We start from the raw sequence: 14572 nt of genomic DNA, 5'->3' as shown, positions 1-14572 counted from the left end.
GTTAATCTTTGGTCGAAATCCCGTTGCCAATGCAGCCATAAGCTATCTCCATATGGATAGCGGCAAACAGGGCAACAACATGAGAGATAGTTGGCTGAACGCGTGCAGTATCAACGCATTGTGAGCAAATCAGGAAAGATAAAAGCAGGGAGGAACAAGCATTTTGCACAGGCTGGCACGCCAGCCCGTGATCCGGCCTAAAGACGATTGCAGGTGAGGGACTTTATAAACGCCAGGGTACGGCGATTGAACTGCTCCGGCTGCTCCACATTACAGACATGGCCGCACTGCTCAATGACCGCCAGCGAGGAGCTGGCATCGCGGGCCACCTGTTCGCGCACCGGTGCCAGAAACATATGATCCTCCTCCCCCATCACATAGAGGGTGGGAATGGGCAGGGAGCGTTCGCGAAAATAACGCATCAGCGGGTTAACCTCGGTGGCGAGGCGGAACCAGCGCTTGAACTCTTTCTGGCAGAGCTTGCGGGCCTCACGCACAAAGAGGTTGCGCGACTCCTGATGGTGCTGGCGCGGCATGATGATGAAGGCAAACAGCCGGTAGAGCCACATATAGGGCAGGAAGTGCTGACCGAGTCGGCCCAGCTGCACCAGCACCCGCGAGCGGATATCGAGCCGCAGGATGGCGCCGCCCAGTACCATGCTCTTGACCCGCTCCGGGCAGAGTTCGGCCAGATGGCGAATAAGGATGGTGCCAAGGGATATGCCGACAAAGTGGGCGCGGCGGATATCGAGATGATCGAGCAACCGAACGATATCCTCGGTCACGGCCCGAAAGCTGTAGTGGCCCTGGATCACCTGCTGCAGCTTGTTGGACTGGCCATGGCCGCGCAAATCCAGCAGCAACACGTTGAAGTGCTCGCGATAGGCGCGCAGCTGCTTGAACCAGATGGAGGAGCTGCCACCGGCGCCGTGGACAAACACCACCCAATCCCGCTCGGGACCCAGTTCGAAAGTCTTGTGATACAACATCAATAGGCTCCCTCGGTGATGGGGGGTATACTCGGCAGCGCATAGTAACAGATGCCTTCCCCTGATTGATATGCAACCGCACTGATCGGATCACCCACAGCGAGACCAGACCATGGAGTTAACCCCTTTACGCCACTTTCTGCTCTCGTTGCCGGGCAGTCAGGAAGATACCCCGTTTGGCCCGGAGATCCTGGTCTACCGCATCGCCGGCAAGATGTTTGCGCTGGTGGATTGGCAAGCTGACCCGCTCACCATCAACCTCAAGTGCGAACCCGAGCTGGCGCTGTTGCTGCGCGAACTCCACCCCGAGGTGAAGCCGGGCTGGCATATGAACAAGCAACACTGGAACACAGTGACCCTGAACAGCACCTTGCCCGATGATCTCTGGCAAGGCTGGGTGCACCACTCCTATGAGCGGGTTGTCGCCGGTTTGCCGAAATCCAGGCGGCCCATGGCGCCCGCCCACAATGCAGCAGCTCAGGGGGCTTCGGCATGACGTCTCTCCTCTTTATCGCCCCCCTTGGCGAGCAGCACATTCCAGCCCTGGTCACCCTGTTCGAGCAGGCAATCCGCCACACCGGCCCCCAGCACTACAGCCCGGAGCAGGTGGAGCAGTGGGCCCTCGGCTCACAACATCCCGGCTTTGTCAGCCAGCTGCGCGAGCATCATGGCTGGGTTGCCATGCTGGGTGACGCGCCTGCCGGTTTTGTCACCCTGAGCGCCGATGGCCACCTCAGCCTGCTCTACGTCGGTGCGGCCCACCAGCGGCAGGGGCTGGGCAATCTGCTGCTTACCGCGGCGCTGGCCGGAGCCCGCGCCCTTGGCATCAGCGCCATCACAACCGAGGCCAGCGCCTTCAGTTATGAGCTATTTTTACGGCATGGCTTTACCTTGACCGGCGTGGAAAGCGTGGAGCGCGGCGGAGTCAGTTTTACCCGCCACCGCCTGCACTGCTGCTTGCCAAGCTAGATCAAGCCACTAAAATACGCTTAATTTTCGTATTGTTACTGTATTGAGGCAGCAACCATGGTGGTAGAGAGTGAAGGCTATATCTCGCTGATCGAGTATCTGGTGGAGAGTTTGGGACTGTTTGAGGCCCAGCAACAGAACGCGGGTGGCGAGCAGACCATCGAGGATCTCGTCAGTAGCCGGGTGGCCAGCAACCTGATGGCCATCTGCGAGCAGAACCCCCAGCTGGCCCCCAAGGTACGCTTTACCATCATGCAGGAGGCGGACGCCGTGGTCGCCGATCTGGAAGAGGTGCTCTCAGCCGTCTGGCTGCGCGAGCCGACCCCGGAGCAGAAAGCCTTCCTCATCGAGTTCATCGATCTTATCAAGAACCTCTTCGACAGCGCGATCGCCTGACCGATCGCTCCTCCCGAGCTAAAACAAGCAGATATGAAAAGGGCCGCCTTGATGGGCAGCCCTGCTTGCTATCATTTTCAATCCGCCAGTGCGTTCATTCATCAGGCGGTTATCAAGGCAAGAAATGTGTCTGGACTTCGCATCCGATCCCTGGACGCTACCTAGTTAGTCCCGACTGGTCGCAATAAGTTCCCTCCTCCGACCATTTATTTTCACTTTTTTTACGGAATCGACTACAAACCTGTTCAGCGGTTCAGGCTGGGCGGCAAACAGACTCCAATGCCACCCAATCCGCAGTAACCATCTGGGTTTTTCTCCAGATATTGCTGGTGATAATCCTCGGCGTAGTAGAAAGGCGCCAGCGGCAGGATGCGGGTGGTGATGGCCCGGCTGTCACCGCTCGCCGCCATGGCCTGCTGATAGGCAGCCAGACTCTGCTGGGCGATGACCTGCTGGCTCTCGTCGCCATAGAAGATCACCGAGCGGTACTGGGTACCGATGTCACCACCCTGCCGCATCCCCTGCGCCGGATCGTGCTGCTCCCAGAACAATTTGAGCAGATCGCCATAGCTGATGACCGCCGGATCAAACACCACCTGCACCGTCTCGGCATGGCCGGTCAGCCCGCTGCACACCTCCTTGTAGGTGGGATTGGGGGTCACGCCGCCCTGATAACCGGCGGCGGTGGAGTAGACGCCCGGCTGCTGCCAGAACAGGCGCTCCACGCCCCAGAAGCAGCCCATGCCAAACCAGGCGATCGCCATGTTCTCGGGCCAGGGCCCCTGAGTCGGATGGCCATTTACTGCATGCTGCTGGCCAATCACCATGGCCTCGCTGCGCCCCGGCAACGCCTCTGCCGGCGAAATAATCTGTTCCATCAAGCCACTCCTTGTAAAAACCGGTGCCAATGCACGATGACGAAAAGGAGCATCGAAGATAACAGTTTGTGGCATCGGATCAACCGGCGCCTCCCACCCCCTTCCTTCTCTTCACTCCCCTGCGCCTCTCCTGCCACTTCGGCCAGTTATGCCGCGGCAAGGCATCCGGTTGGCCAACAAACCCAACCAAATCAATATTTAGTCTTGATTTGTGAATTTATTTTCATATATTGAGCCAATCGCTGTTTTTTTATGGAAGAAATATCAAGTGCGTGAACGTGAGCCCAGTCTGGTCAATGCCTTCCGGCAATCTACTCCCTATGTCAATGTCCATCGGGGCGCCACCTTTGTGCTGATGATGGGGGGGGAAGCCGTCTGTCACCCCAACTTTGCCAATATCGTCAGCGATATCGCCCTGCTGCAGACCCTGGGCATACGGCTGGTGCTGGTGTTTGGTTCACGTCCGCAAAACGATGAAGCGTTGGCCCGCGCTGGCATCGAGGCCCAGTACCACAAGCGGATCCGGGTCACCGATGACGAGAGCTTCGCCATCATCAAACAGGTGTGTGGCGGCCTGCAATACGACATCACTGCCCAGCTCTCCATGGGGCTCGCCAACACTCCGATGCAGGGTGCGCGGATCAGCGTGGTGAGCGGCAACTTCGTCACCGCCCAGCCGCTGGGGGTGGATGATGGCATCGACTTTTGCCACAGCGGCCGGGTGCGCCGCATCGATGTGGAGGGGATCACCCGCCAGCTCGATCAGAAGAGTCTGGTGCTCATCTCCCCCATCGGCTGCTCGGTCACCGGCGAGAGCTTTAACCTGAGCTCGGAAGAGGTGGCTCGCCGGGTGGCGGTCGATCTCAAGGCGGACAAGCTTATCTGTTTCAGCAGCACCCAGGGGGTAATGGACAGACACGGCGAAGCCATCTCCGAGCTCTTCCCCGAGCAGGCCGAAGAGCTGCTGGTGGAGCTGGAGCAGGCGGGAGAAGAGATGTCCGGCACCGCCCGCTATCTGCGCGCAGCGATTGCCTCCTGCCGTGGCGGCGTGCCCCGCTCCCATCTGGTGAGTTATCAGGATGACGGCGCCATGCTGCAGGAGCTGTTCAGCCGCGACGGCCTCGGTACCCAGATTGTGCGGGAGAGCGCCGAGCAGGCCCGTGCCGCCACCATCGAGGACATCGGCGGCATTCTCGATCTCATTCGCCCGCTGGAGGAGGAAGGCATTCTGGTGCGCCGCTCCCGCGAGCAGCTGGAGATGGAGATCGACAAGTTCACCATCATCGAGCGCGATGGCCTAATCATCGGCTGCGCGGCCCTCTACTGCTTTATGGAAGAGGCGATGGCGGAGATGGCCTGCGTCGCCATCCATCCCGACTATCGCAACTCCAATCGGGGGGATCAGCTGGTGGCCAAGGTGGCCGAGCGGGCCAAGCGGCTCGGCATCCGCCGCCTGTTCGTGCTCACCACCCGCTCCATCCACTGGTTCCGGGAGCGGGGGTTCGAACCGCTGGAGGTGGAAGATCTGCCGGTTGAGCGCCAGCGCCTCTACAACTGGCAGCGTCGTTCCAAGGTTTTGTCAAAAAACATTGTGTAACCCATTGATTCTGCGTTGAGTTAGCTGACATTTTGAACTTTTTTACAAACTCGATTGACAGTCCAATCCAACGCAAGGTATTTCTAAATGCACTCCACCGTCATGGTGGAGCCAGAAGAGGAGCGCTGCCCAGGCAGCCCGAGGGAGGACGCCAGAGTCCGGTGAACTTGGGTCAGGGGGAGCAGCGCCGAGACATCTGAGGAGACTGGAAACCTCAGTGTCGGCTGCGGGGGCTGAATCCCCCGGGTTGTCATCGGTAGTGGTCATCCCCCACCGCGCCCTGTCAGGGGCGGGTACGGGATGGGCTCTGCGGGTGGAGTGCTTCTGGCCGGGATCGCTTCGCACATTCCTGCCATTTTCAGCCTCCTCCTCTCTTTTTTGCCCGATGGATCCGGATTTTTAAATTAAGACAGGAGTAAGCAATGAGCCCGATCAATGTTGCCAAGTTTGGCGGAACCAGTGTCGCCAACGCCGCGGCCATGAACAACTGTGCCGATATCGTGCTGGCCAATCCCGCCACCCGCATCGTGGTGCTGAGCGCCAGCGCCGGCGTCACCAATCTGCTGGTGGCACTGGCTCAGGGCGAGCTGGACGACGCGGGCCGCGAAGCCCAGCTGGCCAGGCTGGCCGACATTCAGCAGGCCATTCTGGCCGACCTTGGTCACCCCGCCGAGGTGACGGCCCTGATCCACGATCAGCTCGGCGAGATCCGCACCATGGCGCAGCAGGCCAGCCAGCAGACCGATGCCGAACTGGCTGATCGCCTCATCGCCTGCGGCGAACTGATGTCGACCCGCCTCTTTACCGAGTTGCTGCGCCAGCGCGGCGTCAATGCCCACTGGCAGGATGTGCGCCAGCTGATGCGCACCGACAGCCGCTTTGGCAAGGCCACCGTCGACCTGAGCGCGACTCGCGATCTCTGCCAGCAGGCGCTGGGCCCGGTGCTTGGCGACACCCTCGTCATCACCCAGGGCTTTATTGGTGCCGATGGCGATGGTCGCACCACCACGCTTGGCCGTGGCGGCTCCGACTACAGCGCGGCCCTGCTCGCCGAAGCGCTCGATGCCACCAGTATCGAGATCTGGACCGATGTCCCCGGCATCTACACCACAGATCCGCGCCTCGTCACCCGGGCCCGCCCCATTCCCGAAATCAGCTTTGTCGAGGCGGCAGAGATGGCCACCTTCGGCGCCAAGGTGCTCCACCCGGCAACCCTGCAACCGGCGGTGCGCCAGAACATTCCGGTCTTTGTCGGCTCAAGCAGGGAGCCGCAGGCGGGGGGAACCTGGATCCGCTCCACCACGGACACCAGCCCGCTGTTTCGCGCCGTGGCCCTGCGCCGCCAGCAGGTGCTGGTCACCCTGCACAGCCTCAACATGTTCCACGCCTACGGCTTTCTGGCCGAGGTGTTCGGCATTCTGGCCCGTCACCGCATCTCCGTCGATCTCATCACCACTTCGGAGGTGAGCGTGTCGCTCACCCTGGATCACACCGGCAGCCAGAGCAATGGCGAACCTGTGCTCAGCGACAAGGTGCTGGCCGAGCTCAGCCAGCTCTGCAAAGTCGAGGTGGAGAACGAGCTGGCTCTGGTGGCCTTAATCGGCAACCGGATGAGCGAGGTCAACGGGGTGGGTAGCCGAGTATTCGATGCCCTGCGCGATCACAACATCCGGATGATCTGCTACGGCGCCAGCGCCCACAACCTCTGCTTTCTGGTCAAAGAGGGCGAAGCGGGCCAGATCGTCAACCGCCTCCATCAGGAGCTGCTGGACTAACCCTCACGGCTGGCAAATCCGACCATGCAAAAGGGCACCCGCAAGGTGCCCTTTTCATTTCTGTTTCGCTGAGGCGTTGGCTCAGGCACAGGTGGTCACCGGCAACTGGCACGCCATCACTTCGCGGCGCTGGCGCTGCAATCTGGCCAGCAGTTCGCTCTGACCCAGCCCCAGCTCTTCGCTGGAGAGATTGTCGACCAGCTGCTCGTAGTGGTCGGTCACCGCCTGCTCCAGCCAGTCGAGACGACGCAGGGTGAGCGGGCTGCAGCTGCGGCCACTGAGATCGTCGGCCACATCGAGTCGGTGGCTGCGATACATATCTCGCCACCAGTTGGCGGCGAGCGCCTCGTCGCTTGCCAGCGCGGCACTCCACTCCTCTTGCAGGCTCTGCAACCGGGCCAGCACGGGTGCGCTGGCGCCTTCCCGTATCAGGTGGTGGATCTCCCGTTTCACCCATTTCAGACAGAGCTCGCGCCAGTAGCGGAACTGCGGCAAGGGATCGGCCTCATCGAGCCAGAGCCCGGAGAGGGTGCGGGTCTCCAGCCGCTCCGGCACATGAAATTGCGGGTCGACCAGCCCGTTGGAGTTGTATTCGAAGCGGGGATCAAAGGGCCACATGTAACCAAAGTCGAACACGCTGATATGTTCGCCGTCATCGAGCAGGTTGCCCGGGCTAGGGTCCCAGTCGAACCAGCCCCAGCGGGCCAGCTCCCCCTGTACTTCCAGCATCTGCGCCAGATTGCGCTCGTTGAGCTGATGCACCGGCACGCCCCGCAGCCAGGGCGAGACCAGAATGCCGGCACGGGCCGAACCAAAGCTGGTACAGACCACGTGGGAGAGTACGGTGGGATGCAACTCGCGCAGCGCTTCGATTTCGCGCCGCCGCTCCAGTTCGGTGAGGAAAGCGGTCTTGCCATCGAGGTTGGCGACCAGCGAATCGTTGCGGCGCCGCTTCAGGCACCAGTGATGGCCATCGATCTTGAGATGAAACACCTCGGCGGTAAGACCGTGACGATAGACCTTGATCACCGACGGATGGGAATCCTTGAGTTTGACCAGCTGCGCCACGGGAAGCGGACAGTCACGTTCGCGCCCGACCCGGATCTCCTCCTTGCTCTCGAGCATACGCAGCAATCTGGCTTGCCGTGCCATCACCTTGGGATTCATACATGTACCTCCTGTCGCTACTGAGAGACTAAACAGCACCTCTCTCGCAGACCAGCAGCAAACGTTCATGATGACGCTTTCATCACATATTCCGGACAACCTCTCGATCGGGATCACAATATGCAGGGCCAGAGTGCAACCAAAAATTCATCAGGCGGTCATTAAATTGACATCCATGAACCGGCCCCGCACCATCGGGTCAAATAGTATGCAGATGATCTGCATCTCTCTCACTTGCTCAAAGGATGAGCTGATATGAATCGCCCCTTCTCAGGCCGTCGCCGTGCCCTGAGTCTCTCCCGCTTGCTGCTGACCCTGCTCGGTGGCCTGCTCATCGTCACCCTGCTGCTGCCCCTCATCAATCCCGGCAGCTGGCTGGGCCGAGCCCAACCGCTGGTGCTGGGGCCCGCCGACAACCCGCTGGCCACCCTCACCCGCCACGCCCTGCTCTACAAGAGCGACAGCCGCGGCCTCTACCTGGTGGTGCGCAGCCAGTGGCTACTGCGAGGGCCGCTCCAGCCGGGGGACAAGGTGCGAGTCGAGCTGCTCAATGACAAGGGGGAGCGGATCGACGAGCTGAGCCAACCGGTGGAGAAGCGTCAGGTATGCCGCCAACACCGCTGCACCCTGGATCTCAACAGCACGCTGCGCGCCCCCGACGATGCGCTGGCCAGCCGTTACCAGCTGCGGATCGGCCTGCTGCTGGCGGATCGCCCCGAGAGCGGCGACTTCAGCCAGATCCTGCAGACCCTGCCGGAACAGGGCTTCAACCTCACCTACCTGATGGTGAGCCTGACGCTGGTGCTGGCGCTGAGCGCCGCCGTGCTGAAGGCGGTGCTGCCAAGGCTGCGCCGCAGTCTGCGCTGGCGCATCATCGGCAGCCTGCTGCTCGGCAACCTCACCTTCGTGCTGCTGCACGGCTTCGTGGTGTTCAAACTGGGGGAATTTCTGCTCTGGTCAGGCTTTCGCCCGGAGCACTACTATCTCGCCTGGGGCAGCATGGTGCTGGGGTGGAGCCTCTGTGCGCTGGCAGGGTTCAACCTCTACATGGGACTGGTCTTTACCGCCCTCTCCGGCATAGGGCTGCTGGCCAACTTCATGAAGATCGCTATTTATGGCGTGCCGCTCGGCGGCGATGATCTCGGCAACCTGATGGCGCTGCTGCGGATCCTGCAGGATCAGCACCCCGTCGTGCCGCTACTTGGCGGCGCTATGGCGCTCTTCCTCTGCTGGCGCTTTGCCCTCTCCCGCTGGATCCTGCGCACCGCCGCCGCCACCGTGGCCTTCTTTGCCCTTTGCGTCTTTGCCACCCAGACCAGCAACAAGCTGCTGGGGGCCAACGTGCGCTACGTGGATCGGGCGGTCAACTACCACAGGGACATCATCCGCTCCGGCCCCGGCCTCTATCTGTTCAATCTGGTGGACGAGATGCTGGAGCAGGGCAGCGTGTTTCGCTATCCCTTGCAGATCAACGAATTCACCCCCCAGCTGAGCCAACCGCCAGAGGGGGCGGTGCCGCGCTGGGATCTGGTGATCGTGCTGCAATATGAGTCGCTGATGCTCGACTGGCAGGGGCGGCTCTGCGCCCCCGCGCCCACCCTGAACCTGCCCGCCACCATCCAGCAGTGGCACAAGACCATCCACTCCCCTACCACCGGCGGCATGACGGTGCTGGCGGAGTTCGAGATGAACACCGGCCTGCCGGTGGGGCTGCTCAAGCAGGGGGTGGTGCCCTACTACTACCTTTCTGATCAGGTGCCGGGACTGGCCCAGAGCGCCAACCAGAGTGGCTACCAGACCCTGTTCGTCCACCCCTATGTGGAGAAATTCTGGGGTCGTGCCAAGGCGATCCCGGCGCTCGGCTATCAGGAGCGCTGGTTCGACAGCCGTTTTTCCACCCTCGAGCACAAGGGGCTCTATATCTCGGACGATGCCCTCGTCGATCACCTGCTCAAACGCAGCGAACAGGATGACAAACCGCTCTTTGCCTATGCGGTCACCATGCAGGGCCACGGCCCCTTCGATGGCCCCCGCTATCAGGCACAGGAGCGCAGCGGCGCCTGTCCGAACGAGAGCGAGAGTGACAGGCAGCTGCTCAACACCTACTACACCGGGGTAGTGGATGCCATGGCCTCGCTGGAGCGGCTGCTCAAGAGTCTCGATCAGTCGGGCAAACGCTATCTGGTTATCGCCTTTGGCGATCACCAGCCGTTTTTGATGTCCGCCGGCAAGGGCATTCACGGCGACAAACCGGCGCGCGATGCCACCTACCGGATCCCCATGATGGCCTTCACCCGCGCCGATGATCCCCTCAATCTGGCGACCCAGTTTGCGCCGGTGCGCCAGCTCTATCAGATGGGGCAAGCCACTCGCCAGCTGCTGACCGGCAATCTCACCCCCATCAGCGACGGCCCCCTGCTCCATCCTGTGCTGGGCGAGGAGAAGGGTTTCGACGTCTCGCCACTGGTGCCGCAGATCCGTGCCAGCTTCCGGGCCGATGCCCTGCCCTGACAATCCCATCCCCCAACAGCAAACAAGGCCGCATCAGCGGCCTTGTCTGCTTCCTGCACACCGTCAGGCGCTCTGCCACCAAGGGTCCAGCAAGGTGAGCTGCTGGCGGTCGAGATCCAGTTCAGCCTCGATACCCAGCGGCAACGTCAGCATGGGGTGGGTATGGGCGCAGTCAAACTCCGCCAGAATGGGGAAGTGTGGCTCCCCCACCACCTCCAGCAGGATATCGAGGGGGCGCTTGCCACTGCCCTGATCGTTGAACAGCTCGTGCTTGCCGAGGATAAGGGCGCCGATCCTATCAAACACCCCGCACAGCTTGAGATGGGCGAAGGAGCGCTCCAGCGTCTCGGCAGATTTCAGGCTGTCCTCCAGCAGCAGGATATCGCCACGCTCGATGACCGGCATATAGGGGGAACCCCAGATCCCCGCCATGGTATTGAGGTTGCCGCCCATCAGCCGCCCCGCTACCCGACCTGTCCCCACCGAGATCAGCCGGTTGGGCTGGAACTGCTTGGCCCGGGTCTGATTTTCCCAATCGAGCCGCTCATCGCTCCACTTTGCCGGGGTGGGCAGCATGCAGGGGACGCTAGCCTCATCGGCCAGCACAATCTGTAAAAAACTGGCCAGCGTCTCGTCCACCAGCGGTGGCAACTCGCCGAACGAGGCCACCAGCGCCGGGCCATAAAAGGTGACCAAACCAGTCTGGGCATGGATGCCGAGCAGCAGCGCCGTCACATCGGAGTAGCCGACGATGATCTTGGGATCGCGCTTGAGCGCAGCAAAATCGAGATAAGGGAGCAGGGAGTTGGAGTTGCTGCCGCCAATCACCGACATGATGCAGCGCACCTCGGGGTCGCGGATAAGGGCGTTGAGCTCCTCGGCCCGCGCGGCGATGGAGCCGGAGCGCCAGTGATCCTGCTGACCGGTGAGGCAGCCCGCCTTGAGCCGGAAGCCATGCCCTTCGAGAAAGGCTCTTGCACGGGCAAAACGGGTGGGCGCCCAGGCGGTTGCGGCGCTGGAGGGGGAGAAAAAAGCGATGGTGTCGCCGCACTGGAGTGGCGGGGCAAGGAGTCTCGTCATCAGGCACACCTCCCGGGGCTCATCAAACCGTGAAATCAGAGGCTCTGACTATCTCTGATCGCCCCTGTTGGCACAACGGTTGGCTCGCCAGCGTTTAGAAATACAAAACGCTTGATTCATTATTAACAGATATTCTAAACAAAACCGCGCTCCTAGAATGACCTCATTGCGATAGCCAGCCCCGGCTGGCAGCCAAAATGGTCGCCCGGGCAAGCCTGAAGCTTGCCGCCGACCGACGCTCTTGCGACGCCGATTTCAATGAGGACCCAGTCATGAATAGAACCGCATCCCCCACTGCACTGGTTGTTGAAGGTGGCGCCATGCGCGGCATATTTGCCAGCGGCGTGCTGGATGCGTTTATCGAACGTGACTACCGCCCCTTTGACTTCGCCATCGGCGTCTCGGCTGGCGCGACCAACCTGTTGGCCTATCTCGCCAGCCAGCATGGCCGCAGCCACGACATCCTGACCGAGCTGGCCTGCACCCCGGAGTTTCTCGACCCGCTGCGCTTTGCCAAGGGTGGCAATCTGGTGGATATCCACTGGCTCTGGCACACCAGCTGCCGCAAATACCCCCTCGATATCCATCGCTATCGGGAGAGCGGCATCCCCTTCTATGCGGTGGTGACCAATGCCCTGACCGGCAAGGCGGAGTACATCCGGGTCAAGCCGGAGAACATGGATGAGGTGCTGCCCGCCAGCTGCGCCATTCCCCTCGCCTCCCGCGAATATCCCGAGGTGCACGGGGTGCCGATGACCGATGGTGGCGTCGCCGACTCCATCCCGGTGATCGAGGCCTACCGCCGCGGCGCCCGCCAGATGACGGTGATCCTCTCCGAGCCGTTGGGCTACCGGCTCAAGCCGATGCCCTTCCCCTGGATGATCCGCACCCTGCTCAAGACTCACCCCGCGCTGGCACAGGCGCTGGAGCAGCGGGATCGCAGCTACAACGAGGCGCTCGATTTCATCGCCAATCCGCCCGCTGATTGCCAGATCGAGGTGATCGCCCCGGCCGACTACTTCCCCGTGTCCCGTTTTACCCGCGATATCAACAAGCTGGAGATGGGATACGTGATGGGCAAGTGCGCTGGCTATCAGGCCGCCCTGCTCAATTGACAAGGGTTTTACAGGCATGACCCGACCTGCCGCGACGCTCGCGCCGCCAACACAATAACCATCGGGTCAGTTGAACAAGATGAGTCATAAACCGGACCGCGGGAAAGCTGTCTAGCTCTCCCGGCCAGTCAATACCGGGACAGACACGCCCCTTGCAATGCCAAGGCATGTCACCCCAAGACAAGGTGTTTATTTATGTCGTTTCTTCTCACCCAGCCCGCGCTGGCGCAGCTGTTCGAGCGGCTGCTACCCGATTACCGGATCATGGCGCCCGCGGCCGAATATCGGGGTGGCCGCTTCTCCGACACCGACAACATCACCTACCACAGCATCCGCCATCCGGCCGATCTGGTGTGGCAGGAGAAGTCCCACTTCTCCCCGAAAGAGGTGGTGCTCCCCATCACCCAGACCCTGTTCCACTTCGACAATCTAGAGCTGCGCGAATCCAGGGTGGAGGCCAAACCCACCCTGCTGTTCTTGCGCAGCTGCGATATCCACGCCCTGCGCCGGCTGGATCAGGTCTATCTCAAGAACGGCCAGAACAGCGACGTCTACTACGCCAGACTGCGCAGCAAGCTCAAACTGGTGTTGCTGGAGTGCCGCGAGAGCTTCGAGAACTGCTTCTGCGTCTCCATGGGCAGCAACGAGACCCGGGACTACGCCGCCGCCATTCGTCTGAGCGATGAGGGGGCCCGTATCGAGGTCAAGGATCCCGAGCTGCTCGGCTACTTTGCCGAGCTCGGTGAATCCGATGACTTCACCCCGGAGTTTGTCCAGAGCAACCCGGTCAAGGTGCGCACCCCGGACAGTGTCTGTGACGACCCCCGGCGGATCCGCCAGATCCTCACCGCCCATCCGGTCTGGGCCGAGTACGACAGCCGCTGCATCGGCTGTGGCCGCTGCACCACCTCCTGCCCGACCTGCAGCTGCTACAGCGTGCACGACCTCACCTATGCGGAAAACCCCAAGCAGGGCGAGCGCCGTCGCCAGTGGGCCAGCTGCATGGTGGATGGCTTCAGCGACATGGCCGGTGGCCACGGTTTTCGTGCCAAACATGGCGAGCGCCTGCGTTATCGCGCCCTGCACAAGGTCAACGACTACAAGGCCCGTCAGGGAGAGGAGCACATGTGCGTCGGCTGCGGCCGCTGCGACGATCGCTGCCCTCACTACATCTCCTTTAGCAACATCATCAACAAGATGACCGATGTGGTCGAACAGACCATCGCAGCCGACCACGCGCAGGGGGCGAACTGATATGTGCCAGTGCCAGCAAACCGCAACAGCAGAACAACAGCAGGACGTGGTCGAAAACCGCCTGCTGCCCAGGGCCTACACCATTCTGGCCATCGAGCGTCACACCGAGCTGGAGTGGAACTTTCGGGTATCCCGCGACTTTGATGTCCACTACGGCCAGTTTGTGGAGATCTCCCTGCCCACTGTCGGCGAGGCGCCCATCTCGGTCTCCGACTATGGCGATGGCTATGTGGATCTGCTGATCCGCAAGGTCGGCAAGGTGACCGATGCCCTGTTTGCCCTCGATGTGGGCGACAAGGTGTGGATGCGCGGCGTCCACGGCAACGGCTACCCGCTGGAGGCCTATCGCAACCAGCACCTCATCGTGGTGGCGGGCGGCACCGGCGTCGCCCCGGTCAAGGGGCTGCTGCGTCGCTTCAGCAAACACCCGGAACAGGTGAAGTCCCTCGACATGATCCTCGGCTTCAAGAACGAGCAGGCGGTGCTCTATCGCCACGAGATGCCGCTCTGGGCCAAGCGCCAGAATCTCATCGTCACCCTGGATGAGGGTGAGGAGAGCGAGCAGTTTCGCATCGGCCGGGTCACCGACTACATCGACCAGCTGGATCTCTCGGATAGCGAGGATATCCAGGCCATCGTGGTCGGCCCTCCCGTCATGATCCGCTTCGTGGTGCTCGCCCTGCTTGAGCGTGGCATCCCCAAGGAGCGCATCTGGGTCGACTACGAACGCCGCATGGCTTGCGCTGTGGGCAAGTGTGGCCACTGCCGGATGGGCGACACCTATATCTGCGTGGATGGACCGGTCTTTCGTTTTGACCAGGCCCAGCATCTGATCGACTGA

13 protein-coding genes and 1 riboswitch are annotated in these 14572 nt (G+C 61.6%); of the genes, 9 read left to right on the top strand and 4 right to left on the bottom strand.

The annotated features are described in order from the left end of the window. Nucleotides 1–197: 197 nt before the first annotated feature. Nucleotides 198–989 carry an alpha/beta fold hydrolase gene (locus AAHA39_RS01300; RefSeq protein WP_320656448.1) on the bottom strand — a complete coding sequence of 264 codons (792 nt, stop codon included), beginning with the start codon at nucleotides 987–989 and terminating at the stop codon, nucleotides 198–200. Nucleotides 990–1101: 112 nt separating this feature from the next. On the opposite strand from AAHA39_RS01300, the gene AAHA39_RS01295 reads away from it, so the two are divergent. From AAHA39_RS01295 to AAHA39_RS01285, 3 genes are read left to right on the top strand one after another with little or no spacing between them, the layout of a single operon-like run. Continuing rightward, entirely contained in the window at nucleotides 1102–1485 is a 384-nt protein-coding gene (locus AAHA39_RS01295) for an MmcQ/YjbR family DNA-binding protein (protein ID WP_320656449.1), read from the top strand. Next, nucleotides 1482–1958 carry a GNAT family N-acetyltransferase gene (locus tag AAHA39_RS01290; protein WP_320656450.1) on the top strand — a complete coding sequence of 159 codons (477 nt, stop codon included), beginning with the start codon at nucleotides 1482–1484 and terminating at the stop codon, nucleotides 1956–1958. Before AAHA39_RS01295 ends, AAHA39_RS01290 begins: the two co-directional genes overlap by 4 nt. A gap of 57 nt (nucleotides 1959–2015) precedes the next feature. Next, nucleotides 2016–2354 (top strand): DUF3802 family protein, encoded by a 339-nt coding sequence (locus AAHA39_RS01285; RefSeq protein ID WP_033115949.1) that lies wholly within the window; start codon nucleotides 2016–2018, stop codon nucleotides 2352–2354. A gap of 245 nt (nucleotides 2355–2599) precedes the next feature. Here AAHA39_RS01285 and msrA read toward each other — a convergent pair whose 3' ends face one another. Continuing rightward, nucleotides 2600–3232 (bottom strand): peptide-methionine (S)-S-oxide reductase MsrA, encoded by a 633-nt coding sequence (gene msrA, locus AAHA39_RS01280; RefSeq protein WP_041209411.1) that lies wholly within the window; start codon nucleotides 3230–3232, stop codon nucleotides 2600–2602. Nucleotides 3233–3500: 268 nt separating this feature from the next. Here msrA and argA point away from each other — a divergent pair, with 268 nt between their 5' ends. Beyond that, a complete protein-coding gene (gene argA, locus AAHA39_RS01275; protein ID WP_320656451.1) occupies nucleotides 3501–4829 on the top strand; it encodes an amino-acid N-acetyltransferase in 1329 nt (442 codons plus the stop codon). Between the two features lie 107 nt (nucleotides 4830–4936). Continuing rightward, nucleotides 4937–5161: riboswitch (Lysine riboswitch) on the top strand. Between the two features lie 90 nt (nucleotides 5162–5251). Then, a complete protein-coding gene (gene lysC, locus AAHA39_RS01270; protein WP_320656452.1) occupies nucleotides 5252–6604 on the top strand; it encodes a lysine-sensitive aspartokinase 3 in 1353 nt (450 codons plus the stop codon). An 81-nt stretch (nucleotides 6605–6685) separates the two neighbouring features. Here lysC and AAHA39_RS01265 read toward each other — a convergent pair whose 3' ends face one another. Continuing rightward, the gene (locus AAHA39_RS01265) at nucleotides 6686–7771 is read right to left on the bottom strand and encodes a hypothetical protein (protein ID WP_320656453.1); all 1086 of its coding nucleotides are present in this window, start codon (nucleotides 7769–7771) and stop codon (nucleotides 6686–6688) included. A 255-nt stretch (nucleotides 7772–8026) separates the two neighbouring features. On the opposite strand from AAHA39_RS01265, the gene AAHA39_RS01260 reads away from it, so the two are divergent. Beyond that, nucleotides 8027–10282 carry an LTA synthase family protein gene (locus AAHA39_RS01260; protein ID WP_320656454.1) on the top strand — a complete coding sequence of 752 codons (2256 nt, stop codon included), beginning with the start codon at nucleotides 8027–8029 and terminating at the stop codon, nucleotides 10280–10282. A 63-nt stretch (nucleotides 10283–10345) separates the two neighbouring features. On the opposite strand, the gene AAHA39_RS01255 is transcribed toward AAHA39_RS01260, so the two are convergent. Further along, entirely contained in the window at nucleotides 10346–11362 is a 1017-nt protein-coding gene (locus tag AAHA39_RS01255; protein WP_320656455.1) for a S66 family peptidase, read from the bottom strand. Nucleotides 11363–11634: 272 nt separating this feature from the next. Between AAHA39_RS01255 and AAHA39_RS01250 the strand changes: the two genes are divergently transcribed. From AAHA39_RS01250 to asrB, 3 genes are all read left to right on the top strand, one after another. Beyond that, the gene (locus AAHA39_RS01250; RefSeq protein ID WP_071911411.1) at nucleotides 11635–12477 is read left to right on the top strand and encodes a patatin-like phospholipase family protein; all 843 of its coding nucleotides are present in this window, start codon (nucleotides 11635–11637) and stop codon (nucleotides 12475–12477) included. A 195-nt stretch (nucleotides 12478–12672) separates the two neighbouring features. Further along, nucleotides 12673–13731 (top strand): anaerobic sulfite reductase subunit AsrA, encoded by a 1059-nt coding sequence (gene asrA / locus AAHA39_RS01245; RefSeq protein WP_320656456.1) that lies wholly within the window; start codon nucleotides 12673–12675, stop codon nucleotides 13729–13731. A 1-nt stretch (nucleotide 13732) separates the two neighbouring features. Further along, a complete protein-coding gene (asrB, locus tag AAHA39_RS01240; RefSeq protein WP_320656457.1) occupies nucleotides 13733–14572 on the top strand; it encodes an anaerobic sulfite reductase subunit AsrB in 840 nt (279 codons plus the stop codon).

This window comes from Aeromonas sp. SE22 (assembly GCF_038739755.1).
GTDB lineage: Bacteria > Pseudomonadota > Gammaproteobacteria > Enterobacterales > Aeromonadaceae > Aeromonas > Aeromonas jandaei.
Note: the sequence above shows the minus strand (reverse complement) of the source record. Positions and strands in the feature narration are given on the sequence as shown.

Bases quoted from the DNA above. Each gene is read 5' to 3' on its own strand.
- AAHA39_RS01300 (WP_320656448.1), bottom strand. From the start codon at position 989: ATGTTGTATCACAAGACTTTCGAACTGGGTCCCGAGCGGGATTGGGTG.
- AAHA39_RS01295 (WP_320656449.1), top strand. From the start codon at position 1,102: ATGGAGTTAACCCCTTTACGCCACTTTCTGCTCTCGTTGCCGGGCAGT.
- AAHA39_RS01290 (WP_320656450.1), top strand. From the start codon at position 1,482: ATGACGTCTCTCCTCTTTATCGCCCCCCTTGGCGAGCAGCACATTCCA.
- AAHA39_RS01285 (WP_033115949.1), top strand. From the start codon at position 2,016: ATGGTGGTAGAGAGTGAAGGCTATATCTCGCTGATCGAGTATCTGGTG.
- msrA (WP_041209411.1), bottom strand. From the start codon at position 3,232: ATGGAACAGATTATTTCGCCGGCAGAGGCGTTGCCGGGGCGCAGCGAG.
- lysC (WP_320656452.1), top strand. From the start codon at position 5,252: ATGAGCCCGATCAATGTTGCCAAGTTTGGCGGAACCAGTGTCGCCAAC.
- AAHA39_RS01265 (WP_320656453.1), bottom strand. From the start codon at position 7,771: ATGAATCCCAAGGTGATGGCACGGCAAGCCAGATTGCTGCGTATGCTC.
- AAHA39_RS01260 (WP_320656454.1), top strand. From the start codon at position 8,027: ATGAATCGCCCCTTCTCAGGCCGTCGCCGTGCCCTGAGTCTCTCCCGC.
- AAHA39_RS01255 (WP_320656455.1), bottom strand. From the start codon at position 11,362: ATGACGAGACTCCTTGCCCCGCCACTCCAGTGCGGCGACACCATCGCT.
- AAHA39_RS01250 (WP_071911411.1), top strand. From the start codon at position 11,635: ATGAATAGAACCGCATCCCCCACTGCACTGGTTGTTGAAGGTGGCGCC.
- asrA (WP_320656456.1), top strand. From the start codon at position 12,673: ATGTCGTTTCTTCTCACCCAGCCCGCGCTGGCGCAGCTGTTCGAGCGG.
- asrB (WP_320656457.1), top strand. From the start codon at position 13,733: ATGTGCCAGTGCCAGCAAACCGCAACAGCAGAACAACAGCAGGACGTG.